Below are 14,006 nucleotides of genomic sequence, written 5' to 3'. Positions count from 1 at the left end.
CGGGGCGATCGTGTTTCTTACTCGTGCTGCTGGACGAGGTCCCGGAGTTCTTCGGCGCGCGATTCCTCGGTGACGAACTTCCCGAAGACCCACGAAAGCTGGTCGAGCACAGCTTCCTTCCCCGCCTCGGTCAGTCCGTACTGGTTCGTTCGCTTGTCGAGTTCGCTCTTCTCGACGAGGCCGAGTTCGACGAGGTCGTCGAGGTTCGGGTACAGACGCCCGTGGTTGACTTCGTCGTCGTAGTAGGTCTCTAGCTCTCGCTTGATGGCCAGCCCGTAGCGTGGCTCTTCGGAGAGGATGACGAGAATGTTCTGCTGGAACGCCGTCAATTCACTTGCGATGCCGGGTGTGTCAGTTTTCGTTTGTGCCTCTGACATGGTTAGCTGAATGTCATCAAGCTATTTAACACTTGTTAACTCGCTCGCAGGTCGGCGCGTTACCGAGAGACTGCGCCGTCGTGCTCTCTGCGCCAGTGTATCGAAAATATTCCAAATAACGGGTGTTGTTATCACCCGCGAATATCACCGGCGGCGAAATACCCGTCGTCTTGCGCTTCCTCTCGATAGTCGTAGTTGATTACGAAAGTACTTTTTGGACGCCCGTCGCAGTCGCCGATGATGACGAACCTCTGGGAAGACCTCGAAACCGGTCCGAACCCGCCAGAAGAGATCTACGCGGTCGTCGAGTGCCTGAAAGGCGAGCGCAACAAGTACGAGTACGACAAGGACGTTCCCGGCGTCGTCCTCGACCGGGTGCTGCACAGCAACGTCCACTACCCCTCGGACTACGGCTTCATCCCGCAGTCGTACTACGACGACGAGGACCCCTTCGACGTGCTCGTCCTCGTCGAGGACCAGACGTTCCCCGGCTGTATCATCGAGGCCCGACCCGTCGCCCTGATGAAGATGGACGACGACGGCGAGCAAGACGACAAGGTCATCGCCGTCCCGAGCGAGGATCCCCGCTACGACCACATCGAGGACCTCGACGACATCCCACAGCAGCAACTCGACGAGATCGACGAGTTCTTCGCGACCTACAAGAACCTCGAAGCGGGCAAGGAAGTCGAGACGCTGGGCTGGGAGGACAAGCAGGCCGCCTACGACGCGATCGAACACGCCCAGGAGCTGTACGACGAGCAGATCGCGTAAGCGAGCCGCGTCGCCGTTCGACTCCGCCATTTTTCCGTGGTGTCACGATCCGTCCACCCAGCTATCGCTGGGGGCATCGAGTCGACACGGCCCTTGCATGTTCTGGAGTAATGGCGGTCCGTATTGCCGATTAATTATGATTATGGGTAATTACTTGGGTTTCGGGGGCGAACTGTCTCCCGTGATGGCTACGAAACAGACAGTCGGTATGAACCACCTGACGGTCGTTCCGGCGAACTTCGATCGCGACGACTCCTCGTCGGCCGACGACGACTGCGCCGAACCCGAGCAGTGATTGCCGCTTCCGGTGACGCACACCCGACTCGGCCGCGAAAAGAAGCTTCTTGTCCCCGAACGATGAACGAGGTGACATGGGCCTGTTCGACCGTATTCGCGGCGACGACGGACCCCGAGTCGCCTTCTTCGGCGTCGATGGGGTACCGCACAGTTTGATCGCGGACCACTACGACGAGTTCGAGAACCTCGCGGCGATCGCCGAGGACGGCACCGCTGGACCGATCGACAGCATCGTCCCACCGGAATCCAGCGCGTGCTGGCCGGCGCTGACGACCGGCGTCAACCCCGGCGAGACCGGCGTCTACGGCTTTCAGGACCGAGAGATCGGTTCCTACGACACCTACGTTCCCATGGGCCGCGACGTACAGGCGACACGCCTGTGGGACCGCGTCGCAGACGACGGCGGCGACGCGACGGTGCTGAACGTCCCCGTCACGTTCCCACCCCAGCGCAACGTCCAGCGGATGGTCTCCGGATTCCTCTCGCCGGGCGTCGACGACGCCGCCTATCCCGACGAACTCGGCGACTACCTCGACGACAACGACTACCGCATCGACGTCAACGCCAAACTCGGCCACAGCGAGGACAAAGAAGAGTTCATCGAGGACGCACACAAGACCCTGGACCGGCGCTTCGAAGCGTTCAAACACTACATCGAACAGGACGACTGGGACCTCTTTTTCGGCGTCTTCATGACCACCGACCGGGTGAACCACTTCCTGTTCAAACACTACGAGGAAGACGGCGAGTACAAAGAGGAGTTCCTGGAGTTCTATCGCAAGGTCGACGACTACCTGGGACAGCTCCGTGACCTGCTGGCCGACAACGTCACGATGGTCGTCGCCTCCGACCACGGCTTCACCAGTCTCGACTACGAGGTCCACCTCAACGAGTGGCTCCAGCAAGAGGGGTGGCTCACCTACGAGGACGACGACCACGAGACCCTCGGCGACATCGACGAGTCGACGAAGGCGTACTCCCTGATCCCCGGTCGCTTCTACATCAACCTCGAAGGCCGGGAGCCGCGTGGCTCCGTGCCAGAAGACGAGTACGAGGCCGTCCGCGACGAACTCCAGGAGAAACTGGAGAACCTGACCGGTCCCGACGGCAACCCCGTCGCAGACCGCGTCGTCACCAAGGAACAGGCCTACCGCGGCGACCACGACGAGATCGCGCCCGACCTGACTGTCGTCCCGAACCACGGCTTCGACCTCAAGGCCGGATTCAAGGGCTCGGACGACGTCTTCGGCGTCGGCCCGCGCAACGGTATGCACAGCTTCGACAACGCGACGCTGTTCGTCGACGATCCGGACGCCCGGATCAACGACGCCGACCTCTACGACATCGCGCCGACGATCCTGGACCTGATGGACGTGGACTTCGATCGGACGGAGTTCGACGGCACCAGTCTGGTGTAGGATAGACCGAGCGTAGTCGTTCGAAAGGCGCGCCGCACATCTCTCACCGCTCGCGCGAAAAGACGGGACTCACATCAGGTCGTCGAGCCCGTCGTTTTCGAGGCCTTCCATCGGATCGATCTCCTTGTTCTTCTCTTGCTCGGCCTCGCGTGCGCGGTCCATGAACTCCTGGACGCGCTCGGAGCGTTCGACGCCGCCGAGGACGACCAGCGACGCGAGTTTCTCGCTGTCGATGGGGAAGTCGCCGCCCCGAACTTCGAGGCTGCCGGTCTCCTCTTCCATCCACTTGCGGGCGCGTTCGACGCCCTTTCGCGAGATCCGCTCGGGGTGGCCGGCGATCACGAGGAGGCCACGCTCCGCGTCGATCGCGTCCGGGAGGCTCATGCTCGTCAGGAGGGCGTTTCGGGTGACACTGGTGATCGTGTTGACGTTCTCGCCGGGGTCCTCGCTTGACTCGGCGGCGGCGTAGCCGACGGAGGCGATGCCGCCGCCCTTGAGCGTGTTGATGATCTCCGAGGAGTCGACGACGCTCTCGCCGACGCCTTCGACGGCCTCTCCGGAGGCAAAGAGGAGACCGATCCGCTGGGCGATGGCGTCGTTGATGCGTTCGAAGCCGGCTTCGAGGCTGTCGCCGGAGGCCTTCCAGCCGTCGTTGTCGATGAGGATGAGCGAGTCGGCCTCACGGGCGCAGGTCTTGACCGAGCGGCCGGCGTTTGCCTGGTACAGTCCGCCTTCGTCACGACCGGGGAGGACGCCGAGGACGTAGACGGGGATGTTGTAGATGCGCTGGAGTTCGCGCGTGAGCATCGGTGCGCCGCCCGATCCCGTCCCGCCGCCGAGGCCGGCGACGACGACGATCGCTTCGGCTTCGGTGGTGAGTCGACCGTCGAGGTTGTCCATCACCTCGGTGGCGCTCTCTTGCATGATCTCCGCGCCGAGTTCGTTGTCGCCGCCGACGCCGTGACCTTTGACCCTGTCCTGGCCGATCAGCTGCGTGTCGATGTCGAGTTCGCTCAGATCCGGACGGGCCGTGTTGACCGCCAGTGCCCCCTTGACGGCGTCGAAGCCCATGTCGTAGTCGAACTCTGCGAGTGACTGCGTGATCTTCCCCCCGGCTTGACCGACACCAATCAGGACGACCTTCATACTGTAGGACTGAACAGGACGACTAATCAACGTTACCCCGTTCCGAGGGTTCAAATGCGATGACAGGACCACCGACGGCCATGCCAGACCGAGAACGGCTGGACCGGCGACTGCGGGCGGTCGAACGGACGCTGACGGGCGACGACCACGATCTCGACGCCCTCCAGCAACGAGGCGATCTCGCCCGCCGGGTCGAGGAACTGGAGGAGCAACTCGACAGCGCCCAGCGACGGATCGACGAACTCGAAGCCGCGACGCAGGCGCTCCGTGGCTACGTGGGCAACGTCCGGTCGGTCAACGAGGACGTCGAGCAGCGGGCCGACGCCGCGGTGGCCGCGGTGGATCGACTCGAAGCGCGACTCGCCGACGGCACAGACGATCGCCGTCCGGACAGCACGCCGCAGTCGGCCGATCGCGCCGACGCCGCTCCGGAGCGCCACCGCCGAGAACCCGTGTCGACGGAGACAGCCAGCGGGACACGGCGACCAGTTCACTCGTCGAGGTCTGACCGGAGCGACCAGCCCGTCTCCGGACCGACGGGCGACGGCCGAAGCGCTGTCGGCCCGATCGACGGAGCCACTGGAGCCGACGGCACTGACAGCGTCGACGGCAGCGACAGCGGGGACGAGAGCGGTGTCCTCGCCAGACTCCGATCGCGGCTGTGATCTATCGCGTCGTGCTGGCAGTCGTGCTCGCGACCGCGCTCGTCGCCGCGACGCTCGGTCCGATCGACGACGCGCGTCGACAGCGTGCCTCGGCGACGGTCTCGGACCAGGCGAGCGATCTCGAACGCGCCGCCGACACGCTCCTCGAAACGGACGATCCGATCGGCGGGCCGGGTGCGCGCCGCGTCGTGACGCTCCGCGTTCCGGTCCGGACGTGGACCAGCGGCGGCGTCGAACGCGTCTCGCTCCGCCCTTCGACAGACCAGACGCCGGCACGACTCTCCTGGCTCCTCACGGGCGGACAACCCCGAACGCGACAGCTCCCCGGTGTCCCACTGAGAACAGCCGACGGTAGTCCCGTCGTGCTCCGGCGCAGTGGTCCCCACCGGCTCGTCATCTCGCTCGACGGGCAGCCGGGTGTGCCGGTGCTCACCGTCCGACGGTTGAAGTGAGATGAGGGGGCCACCGCCGCCCATGCGAGGGTGGTTCAGCCGTTCGACGCCGGCCTCCGACTGCGGATGTACAGTACGACGAGGACGCAACGACAGCGGCGAGACGCTGCTGGTCGACGCCACGGACTGTCCAGACGACGGTCGACTGGCCGAGTCGGCAGCCTGTCGCCGGACGGTCGTCGAGACGCTCGCCGAACGCGACGCCGAGCGCGTGGTGACGCGGTCGAACGGTCGCGAACGGGCCTATCTCGACGACCACGCGGCCCTGCTCTGTGCGGCCGGCCGGTTCGTCGAACGGACGCGGTTCCACGACGAGACCCTCGCCGAACGGGCCCTGTCCGATCCGATCGACGCCTCCCGAGAGGCCGTCGGTCGCGCGGGTCCAGTCGCGTCGATCGCGGCCGAGACCGGTCTGGGGGTGTGCGCCCGGCGAGTCGGCGAGATCGCGTCGCTCTCCCCGTACGTCGGCCCGACGATCGGACACACCCGTCTCGCCGCCGATCCGCCGGCCGACGGTCGGCTCCGCGACAGCCGGCGACTCTCGACGGGCGGACGCGTGCGACTCTACGAACGCGACGACGACCTCCCGGTGTACCACCTCGAACCGCTGGGGGCCACGCTGGACGACGCTGCGATGGCGACGCTCGAACGCGGCCGGGAACTCGTCGCCGACGGGACGGTGACCGGCGAGCGTGCCGCCTGGCGTGCGATCCGGACGGTCGCTTCCGACGACGAGCCGGTCGAACGGCTCGGGCGCGTGCTCGACCGGCACACCGCCGGCTACGGCGTCCTCGCCGAGTGCTTCGACGACCCGCGCGTGACGGACGTGTTCGCGACCGCACCGGTCGCGTCGAACCCGCTGCGGGTGCGCGTCGACGGGGAACTGGCGACGACGAACGTCCGGGTCAGCCGGCGCGGCGTCGAAACGCTCGCCTCGCAGTTCCGCCGCGAGAGCGGACGGGCGTTCTCGCGGGCTAGTCCGACGCTTGACGCCACCACGACGGTCGGCGACCGGCGGGTCAGGATCGCCGGGACGACAGCGCCGGTCAGTGACGGCCCGGCCTTCGCGCTGCGAGCCCACGACCGGACGGTGTGGACGCTCCCACAGCTCGTCGACAACGACACCGTCCCGCCGGCAGCCGCCGCGTTGCTCTCGCTGGCGGTCGACCGCGCGGCTGCCACGCTGGTCGCCGGCCCCCGTGGAGCGGGCAAGACGACGCTGCTGGGCGCGTTGCTGTGGGAGCTCGACCCCGGCGTGCGAACGCTGGTCATCGAGGACACCCCGGAGCTGCCGGTCGCACAGCTCCAGGCCGACGGACGGGAGGTCCAGTCGCTGGTGACGGCGCGGGGCGACGGTCCCGGACTGCCGGCCGACGAGACGCTGCGGACCGCGCTCAGACTCGGCGAGGGGGCGCTCGCGGTCGGCGAAGTCCGCGGGGAGGAGGCCCAGGTCCTCTACGAGGCGATGCGTGTCGGTGCCGGCGGCAGTGCCGTTCTGGGGACGATCCACGGCGACGGGGGCGAGGACGTGCGCGAACGCGTCGTCGCCGACCTCGACGTGCCCGCCTCGTCGTTCGCGACGACTGATCTGGTCGTCACGATGGGGCGCTTCGAGACCGACGACGGACCGGCGCGTCGCGTCGCGGCGATCGAGGAGGTCGTCACCGCCGGGGACGCGGTGGCGTTCGAGCCGCTGTATCGGCTCCGCGAGGGACGCTTGCAGTCGACCGATCGGCTCGAACGGGGCAACAGCGAACTCCTCGCTGCGCTCGCCGACAGCGACGAATCCTACGCCGACGTGCGTGCGGGACTGACCGAGCGCACGGACGAGATCAGACGCCGGGAACGCCGAACTGGCCGGCCGGTCGAGGCATGAAACGGACGCTGCTCCGGGCGGTCGCGCGGTGCTGCCCCCTCTCGGTGTCGCCCGATTCAGAGCTCCGGCGTGCGGTCGCCTTCCTCGGCTGGGGCGTCGACGCCGAGACGGTCGTGGGGGCGAGCTACGTGGCAGCCGTCGCGCTGGCTCTGGTTGGCCTCCTCGTTCAGACCGTCCTTGGCGACAGTGTCGGACTGGCAGTCGCCGGGTGCTGTCTCGTCTGTGCCGCGGTCGTGCTCGCCACGACGAAGCTCGTCGTCGCGTTCGCAAGCGTCCGGCGAGCGGAGGCGCTGGGCGACGCACCGGCGCTCGTGACTCGGCTCACGATGCGGCTGTCCCTGACGCCGGCACCGGGTGTTGCGGCGGCGTTCGGTGCCCAGTCCGTTCCGGGCGCGCTGGCCGACAGTCTGGCGAGTCACGTCCGCCGGACGGCGAACGGACCCAACACCGGTCTCCAGGCGTTCGGGCGCGAGTGGCGACCGTGGCTGCCGGAACTGGAACGCGCGTGTTCGCTCGTCGAGAGCGCCGGGCGGGAACCGGCCCAGCAGCGCGGGGCGACGCTCGAACGCGCTCGGACGACGGTCCTCGACGGCATCCACGACCGGACGGCCGCGTTCGCGGCCTCGATCAGCGGGCCGGCGACCGCGCTGTACGCCTTCGGGGTCCTGTTGCCCCTCGCACTCGTGGCGCTCTTGCCCGCGCTGGACGCGGCCGGCGTGCCGGCACCGCTGTCGTTGCTCGTGGTCGTCTACGACGTGCTCTTGCCCATCGCCGTCACCCTCGCCAGCGCCTGGCTGCTGACGAAGCGGCCGGTCGCGTTCCGGCCGACGCCGATACGTCGATCTCATCCGGACGTGTGGTCTCGTCCGACACACGCCGTCGTGGCCGGCATCGCGGCCGCTCTCCTCGCCGGCTGGTCGGTCCGCCTCGTCCTCTCTGACTGGATGGGGTTCGTCGCCGCGGCCGGGGCGGGTCTGGGGACCGCGCTGGTGGTCGCCTTCCAGCCGATGCAGTCGGTCCGGTCGACCGTCGAGGCGGTCGAAGCGGGGCTCCCCGACGCGTTGTCGCTGATCGGCCGGCGCGTCACACGGGGGACCGCGACCGAGCGCGCCGTCGAAGACGTCGCTACGGCGGTTCCGGGTGCGACCGGGACGGTGCTGGCCGAGGTGGCCGGTCGCCAGCGTCGTCTCGGGGTCGACCTCCGGACGGCGTTCGTCGGTGAACGCGGCGCGCTGGCGACGGTGCCGAGCGAACGGGCCGAGAGCGCGGCCTCGCTACTGGCCCTCTCGGCTCGGGAGGGACGCCCCGCCGGGGACGCCCTGCTGGCGATGGCCGATCACCTCCAGACGATCGACGAGGCCGAGCAGGCGAACCGCCGCGCGGTCGCACAGGTGACGAACACGCTCTCGAACACGGCGGCCGTGTTCGCGCCGCTGGTCGGCGGTGCGACGGTCGCGCTGTCGGCGGCGATGGGATCGGCCGGCCCCCTCGGCGGGAGTGTCGCGACCGCCGATCTCGGCCTCGCAGTCGGGTGGTACGTCCTCGTGCTCGCGATCGTCCTGACGACGCTGGCGACCGGGCTGACCGACGGGCTCGATCGGTCGCTGGTCGGCTATCGCGTCGGGCTGGCGCTGCTGGCCGCGACGGCGACGTACCTCACCGCGTTCGTCGGCGCGACCTCGCTCGTGTGAGGGTTTAAGTTCGAAGGCGCGGCGAGGGCGTGCCATGTTCGAGGTCCCGGTCGACGCACTGTACGCGTGGCTCGGCGTCGCGGCCGTCAGCGTCGCGGTGCTCGGCGTCGTCGTCGCGCTCCCCACGACCGCACCGCCCGACGCGACCACAGCAGCCGACGCCGTCGATCGCGTCGCCGTCGGACCGCCAGACGCAAGAGCGACGGTTCCGATCGACGCGACGGCGATCCGGCTCGGTCCTCGCCAGCTCTCGCTGCGTAACGACGGCGGGACCGCGAGTGCGACGTTCGCGTACGGCCCCGTGACGCCCACACTGGCGGACGATCGGCTCGCGCTCGTCCTCTACGGGCAGCCGCCAGCGAGCGTCTTCGAGACGAGCGCGGCCTTCGAGCAGGCGGTCGCGGACGCTCAGTCCAGAGGGGAGTGGCGACAGGCACCGACGGAGATCGACGTGCGACGCGTCCAGTGGGGTGAGACCAGTGTCACGCTCGTGGGATAGGGGACAGGTCGAGCCCATCGTTGCCCTCGTCGCGGTCGCCGCGGTCTCGATCGCCCTGTCGCTCTACGCTGGCGTCCTCGACGACACACTGCCGGGCGAACGCGAACGAGAACTGCCCGAGACGACACTTTCGGCGGTCGACGATCACCTCGCGCCCGCTGGCGTCGTCGAGCCCGGACGGCTCTCCGACGCCGTCGACGCGGGTCCGTCGGGCTATCACACGAACGTGAGCGTGACCGCCGACGGCCGACAGTGGCGGGTGGGACCGGTCCCGCCAGACGACGCCGGGACCGCGAGCGAGCAGGTGAGCGTCCGGACGAAGCCGGCCCACGTCGACGCGGGCCGCCTCCGGGTGGCGGTGTGGCGATGAGAGCGATCAGCACCGTCGTCGACACGACGCTGTTCCTCCTCCTGCTCGGGGGTGCCGTCGGGACGCTCGTCGCCGGGACGGGTGGCCTCGACACGCCGCCGTCGGGGGACGACCACGCCGACGAGACGGCGACCGCGCTGGCGACCACCACCGTCGGCGTCGACTACGAACTGACGCCGCGAAACAACCACAGCGACGGGGTCAGCTACGGCCACAGCGGCGACTTCGACCGGACGGCACACGGGACGGTCGCCGGGCTCCTCGCGGCAGCCACGCGGACCGCCGCGACGCTCGACGGCGAGCGAATCGCCCCTGCCGGCGGCGGGTTCGAGCGAGCGGTTCGCAACGAGACTCACGCCGCCGTCCACCGCCGCGCGACCGCCGTCGGCGTCACCGCCGTCTGGGAACCCTACGACGGTGCGCCCCTGAGCGGTCGCGTCCACGCCGGACCGACACCGCCCGCGAGCGCCGACGTACGTGCGGCTCGGCTCACCGTCGACAGCGGCGTCGCGCCAGTGGACGAGCGCGCACGCGAGGCCGCCCGGACCGACGGCACGGACGGCGTCGCGCACGTGGTCGCGGCGGCGGTCGTCGAGGGGTTCTTCTCGTCCGCCGAGAGCCGCGTCGCGCTCCGGGGGGACGCGCCGGCCGACACGCTGGCGGCCCACCGCTACCGCCGCGTCGCCAGACTCACCGACGCGCCGGCTCTGGACCTGGAGAACGGCTCCGTCGCGGCGACGAACGACCGGCTCACGGCTGCGCTGGCCGACCGGTTCGCGGCCGACATGCGCGACCGATTCGAGACACCGGCGGCCACGGCCCGCGCCGTCTCGACGGACGAGGTGCGAATCGTCGTCAGGACGTGGTCGCCGTGATGGACGATCGCGGCCGCGTGCCGTTCGCACTGATCGGCGTCCTCCTGCTCGTCAGCAGCGCGACGCTTGCGACGACGATCGATCCGGGGCGTCCACCCGCCGACAGCGAGACCGAGGTGGTCACCGAACGGACGACCGCGACCGCACAGACGGAACTGCGCGAGGCCGTGACGACCGCCAGCCGGGCGGCCGCAGCGGACCCCGTCGTCGATCCGGCCGACACCGCCGCCGGTCGCCTTCTCGGCGAAGAGACGGCGTTTCGCGACGCGCTACGGCTCCGGATCTACCTACAGGCCCGCGATCGCCTCTCTCGGGTCGCGGTCCGTCGTGGCGAGGTCACCGGCTCGGTGTCGCTGCCTTCGACGGAGACGCGGGCCGAGCGCCGCGCCGCCATCGACCGCGTGACGATCGAACGGGCAGACGACGAGACCGCGATCCGGGTGACCGTCGAGAACGTGACGGTTCGGACCCACCGCGGCGGGCAGGTGCGCTCCCGGACGACGATCGCTCCGACTGTCACCGTCGTGACGCCGGTGCTCGCGGCCCACGATCGAGTCAGTACCTACCAGCGGCGACTCGACGCCGGGGTGACGGAGCGAGGGCTGAGCCAGCGGTTGACGACCCAGCTGTACGCGCTGGCGTGGTCGCGGGGCTACCTCCAGTACGGCGAGGTGCCGATCGGCAACGTCGTCTCGAACCAGCACGTGGGCGTCGTCACCAACGAGGCACTGCTGGACCTCCAGCGCGAGACGATCGGCCACGCCGATCCACGGGGCCGTCGCACGCTCGCGGTCGCGGCGGCACGGACGACTGCACGCGATCTCACCGTCGCCACGGGGACCGACTCGCGCGTGACCGACGCCGTTCTGAGCGGTCCGACGAAGCCAGCGGCGAGCGACATCGAGGGACTGGAGCCACCGCGCCGGTCAAGTCCCGACGACCGGCGCGAGATCGCGGTCAACGAGACGGCAGACAGAGCGTTCGTCGACGTGCTCGACGACGGAGCCATCGACAGCACGATACGGGACGCCTACAGCGTCGAGGTCCGGACGGTCGGCCGCGTCGAGGGCGACCGCCACGTCGGCGTGTCGGCACCACGCCCCGCCGGCTCGAACTGGACGCGCGTCGACAAGCGCCGTGAGCGATCGCTCCGCCACCGGAACGTCTCCGTCGCGCCGCCACCGATCCCCGACGGCTGGCACGAGTTCGAGACCTACGGGCGAGAGACGGTCGTTACGGAGCGAGCGGTAGCAGTCTGGCAGCGCCGAGTCGAGGGGCCAAACGGGAGCGTCGAGATCGAGCGGAGGACCACCGACAGGACGGGCACGAGCCGACAGACCGTCACCCTCGCGGTCGTCGGCCGTCACGACCGCACCTCGCAGGCACCCGTTCGACCGATCCGGCGAGCCCACCAGCGCGGTGCCGGCCCGCTGGACGGACCGAACCTCGCCGACGCTCGCGAACGCGCCAGAGACCGCCTGATCGACAGCCAGGGCGGCCGATCCGCGGCCCTCGAATACGCGGTCCACAGCGGGCCGGACTCCGACGTTCACACGATCGCGCTGGACGTGCCCGCGAACGCCTCCGAGTGGGCGTATCGGGATCTGATGGGGCTCCGAGAACGGGTCCGGTCCGTCGCCGTCGAGGTGCGTCAGGGACGTGTCGGGTCGTACGAATCGAACCCGCCGGCAGCGCTGGCACGGGCCGTCGAGCGAGAGCGGACGCGGCTGATCGACGCACCGTCCAGCTACGACAGCGCGGCGACGAAGGCGCGGATCGCCGTCCGGGTCGCGTACCTCGACCGCGTGCAGGCCCGCCTCCGGGCGCGGGCGGACGACCGGCGTGGCAGGGCCGACGCGTTCGGCGATCGGCTCGACGAGGCCAGTACGTCGATCGAGACGCTGCGCGAGGGACTCGACGCTCGCGGACGGCCTCCGTCAGATCGTCAGCCGCGACTGGACGGTGTCGGGGGTCCGGTCGCGCTGACGGCCGACGGCGCACCGGCCTACCTCACGCAGGCCTCGCTCAGCCACGACGACGACCCGGCGATCGAGAACGAGTCTCACCCGCTGGTCGCGCGCAACGTCAACGTCTTCACCGTGCCCCACCAGACCGTCTCGGACTCGCTGGTCGACGGTCTGTTCGGCGATCGATCGGGAGTCAGACTCGACACGGCGGCCCGGACGCTGAACGCGACCAACGCGACGCTCGCCGAGGCAAACGCCGCCGCTGTGGAGGGCGAGGAAGTTCGACGGACGGACGCGAGCCAGCGTGAACCCCACGCCGAGAACGTTTCGGCGCTGACCCGCGAACGCGACACCCTCCGACGGGAAGTCGCGTCGGCGAACGAGCACGTGCTCGACGGCCAGCGGTCGGTGCTGTCCCGACGGGGCGTCGCCGGCAGTGCCAGCGAGCGCGAGGCGATGCTTCGAGACGCGCTCGCGCCGTGGCAGACGACCCACGCTCGGGCGCTGGCGCTGGCGAACGGCTCCGTCAGCCACCGACTCGTCACTCTCGCCGGCGAGCGGGCCGACCTCTCGGTGGCTGCACGCGACCGGCTCGCCATCCGACTGAACGCCACGCGCCGCGCGACGTTACGGGAGCAGGGCGGACGACCGGACACCGACGCCGTCGACGCGAGCCGATCGCGCACGCAGACGGTCGCGCGAGAGCTGGCCCGCGAGGCCGCTGCCGCCGGTGCGGAACGGGCCACGAAGCGCGCCTACGGTGCGGTGGTGAACGACACGTTCGAGGCGATGCCGGCCGGACTCCCGCTGGCACCCGTACCGGGCTCGTGGTACGCCACGACGAACGTCTGGCACGTCACGGTCCGTGGCGAGTACGCCCGCTTCGGCGTGCGCGTCTCTCAGGGGCGGCCGACGACGCCCGGCGGCGAGTTCGTCTACGCCAGAGACGGCGAGAACGTCTCTCTCGACGTCGACGACGACGGGTCTCCCGAGCGGCTCGGGCGGTCCACCCGCGTCGACTTCGAGGCCACGGCGACGGTCCTCGTCGTCGTGCCGCCGGGCAAGACCGGCGTCGGCGACACCAACGGCGTCGCGATCGAGGAGTCCGAGGGGTGGCCCGATCCGGGACCGGAGTGACACTGACTTGTAGGCCCGTCCTGTAGGGTGAGTATGCTCAGAGGCGAATTCGAGGACGCGGGCGAGCAGTCACCAGAGACTCTCCGGCGGGCCTACGAGACGCGGCTGGCCGAGACCGTCGAATCGGTCGGCGTCGACCGGGCCGTCGACGAGACGCCGCTGGACCGAGACCGGATCACGGCACTCCTCGACGGTGCCTCCCCGGAGATCGAACTCACCGAAGCCGCGGCGATCCTGGCGCTTGACGAGGACCGTCCCCACGCCGACACGATCGCGGCGGACGCGCGAGACATCCTCCTGATGGGGATGACGACGGCGGTCCTGGACGTGGAAACGCTCGCGTCGGGTGTCGACGGCCAGCTCGAACCGAAGGAGATCCAGCAGAAGGTCGAGGGTCGGTTTCCGATGACTGTCGCGGAGTACGCCCTGCTCCACCAGTTCATCGCCCAGCGCGAGGGGTAA

At 69.4% G+C, this 14,006-nt stretch carries 13 protein-coding genes; 11 read left to right on the top strand and 2 right to left on the bottom strand.

Features of this window, described 5'->3' with window-relative positions; translation table 11 throughout:
* Positions 1-17: 17 nt before the first annotated feature.
* Positions 18-377, bottom strand: coding sequence for a PadR family transcriptional regulator (locus tag AC5FRZ_RS12305; RefSeq protein WP_153554019.1), 360 nt, complete (start codon positions 375-377; stop codon positions 18-20).
* 240 nt (positions 378-617) lie between these two features.
* On the opposite strand from AC5FRZ_RS12305, the gene AC5FRZ_RS12300 reads away from it, so the two are divergent.
* Together AC5FRZ_RS12300 and AC5FRZ_RS12295 are read left to right on the top strand one after the other, a co-directional pair.
* Complete coding sequence (locus tag AC5FRZ_RS12300) at positions 618-1,151, top strand: inorganic diphosphatase (protein ID WP_018258046.1); 534 nt, start codon at positions 618-620, stop codon at positions 1,149-1,151.
* Positions 1,152-1,522: 371 nt separating this feature from the next.
* Positions 1,523-2,866 (top strand): alkaline phosphatase family protein, encoded by a 1,344-nt coding sequence (locus tag AC5FRZ_RS12295; protein WP_372480480.1) that lies wholly within the window; start codon positions 1,523-1,525, stop codon positions 2,864-2,866.
* A gap of 69 nt (positions 2,867-2,935) precedes the next feature.
* On the opposite strand, the gene AC5FRZ_RS12290 is transcribed toward AC5FRZ_RS12295, so the two are convergent.
* Entirely contained in the window at positions 2,936-4,012 is a 1,077-nt protein-coding gene (locus AC5FRZ_RS12290; protein ID WP_153554021.1) for a tubulin/FtsZ family protein, read from the bottom strand.
* An 80-nt stretch (positions 4,013-4,092) separates the two neighbouring features.
* Here AC5FRZ_RS12290 and AC5FRZ_RS12285 point away from each other — a divergent pair, with 80 nt between their 5' ends.
* Genes AC5FRZ_RS12285 through AC5FRZ_RS12245 form a run of 9 tightly spaced genes read left to right on the top strand, consistent with a single transcriptional unit; the run spans position 4,093 to position 14,006 of the window.
* Entirely contained in the window at positions 4,093-4,677 is a 585-nt protein-coding gene (locus AC5FRZ_RS12285) for a DUF7310 family coiled-coil domain-containing protein (protein ID WP_372480481.1), read from the top strand.
* Entirely contained in the window at positions 4,674-5,129 is a 456-nt protein-coding gene (locus AC5FRZ_RS12280; RefSeq protein WP_372480482.1) for a DUF7311 family protein, read from the top strand. Before AC5FRZ_RS12285 ends, AC5FRZ_RS12280 begins: the two co-directional genes overlap by 4 nt.
* Positions 5,130-5,151: 22 nt before the next feature.
* Entirely contained in the window at positions 5,152-7,005 is a 1,854-nt protein-coding gene (locus AC5FRZ_RS12275; protein WP_493564720.1) for an ATPase, T2SS/T4P/T4SS family, read from the top strand.
* A complete protein-coding gene (locus AC5FRZ_RS12270) occupies positions 7,002-8,696 on the top strand; it encodes a hypothetical protein (RefSeq protein ID WP_493564719.1) in 1,695 nt (564 codons plus the stop codon). The genes AC5FRZ_RS12275 and AC5FRZ_RS12270 overlap by 4 nt, the downstream gene beginning before the upstream one ends.
* 34 nt (positions 8,697-8,730) lie before the next feature.
* Positions 8,731-9,195: a DUF7283 family protein gene (locus tag AC5FRZ_RS12265; protein ID WP_372480485.1), complete on the top strand. Its 465-nt coding sequence runs from the start codon at positions 8,731-8,733 to the stop codon at positions 9,193-9,195.
* Positions 9,176-9,565, top strand: a complete 390-nt coding sequence (locus AC5FRZ_RS12260) for a DUF7285 family protein (protein WP_372480486.1) — start codon at positions 9,176-9,178, stop codon at positions 9,563-9,565. Before AC5FRZ_RS12265 ends, AC5FRZ_RS12260 begins: the two co-directional genes overlap by 20 nt.
* Positions 9,562-10,440, top strand: a complete 879-nt coding sequence (locus AC5FRZ_RS12255) for a DUF7284 family protein (protein ID WP_493564718.1) — start codon at positions 9,562-9,564, stop codon at positions 10,438-10,440. Before AC5FRZ_RS12260 ends, AC5FRZ_RS12255 begins: the two co-directional genes overlap by 4 nt.
* Positions 10,428-13,544 (top strand): DUF7286 family protein, encoded by a 3,117-nt coding sequence (locus AC5FRZ_RS12250; RefSeq protein WP_493564717.1) that lies wholly within the window; start codon positions 10,428-10,430, stop codon positions 13,542-13,544. Before AC5FRZ_RS12255 ends, AC5FRZ_RS12250 begins: the two co-directional genes overlap by 13 nt.
* 33 nt (positions 13,545-13,577) lie before the next feature.
* Positions 13,578-14,006 (top strand): DUF5791 family protein, encoded by a 429-nt coding sequence (locus tag AC5FRZ_RS12245; RefSeq protein ID WP_170095046.1) that lies wholly within the window; start codon positions 13,578-13,580, stop codon positions 14,004-14,006.

The sequence above is a fragment of the Halomicrobium sp. HArcht1-1 genome, from assembly GCF_058933285.1.
This window is presented reverse-complemented; position numbering and strand designations above follow the sequence as displayed.

Coding starts and splice junctions, on each gene's coding strand:
- AC5FRZ_RS12305 (WP_153554019.1), bottom strand. CDS start 377: ATGTCAGAGGCACAAACGAAAACTGACACACCCGGCATCGCAAGTGAA.
- AC5FRZ_RS12300 (WP_018258046.1), top strand. CDS start 618: ATGACGAACCTCTGGGAAGACCTCGAAACCGGTCCGAACCCGCCAGAA.
- AC5FRZ_RS12295 (WP_372480480.1), top strand. CDS start 1,523: ATGGGCCTGTTCGACCGTATTCGCGGCGACGACGGACCCCGAGTCGCC.
- AC5FRZ_RS12290 (WP_153554021.1), bottom strand. CDS start 4,012: ATGAAGGTCGTCCTGATTGGTGTCGGTCAAGCCGGGGGGAAGATCACG.
- AC5FRZ_RS12285 (WP_372480481.1), top strand. CDS start 4,093: ATGCCAGACCGAGAACGGCTGGACCGGCGACTGCGGGCGGTCGAACGG.
- AC5FRZ_RS12275 (WP_493564720.1), top strand. CDS start 5,152: ATGCGAGGGTGGTTCAGCCGTTCGACGCCGGCCTCCGACTGCGGATGT.
- AC5FRZ_RS12270 (WP_493564719.1), top strand. CDS start 7,002: ATGAAACGGACGCTGCTCCGGGCGGTCGCGCGGTGCTGCCCCCTCTCG.
- AC5FRZ_RS12265 (WP_372480485.1), top strand. CDS start 8,731: ATGTTCGAGGTCCCGGTCGACGCACTGTACGCGTGGCTCGGCGTCGCG.
- AC5FRZ_RS12255 (WP_493564718.1), top strand. CDS start 9,562: ATGAGAGCGATCAGCACCGTCGTCGACACGACGCTGTTCCTCCTCCTG.
- AC5FRZ_RS12245 (WP_170095046.1), top strand. CDS start 13,578: ATGCTCAGAGGCGAATTCGAGGACGCGGGCGAGCAGTCACCAGAGACT.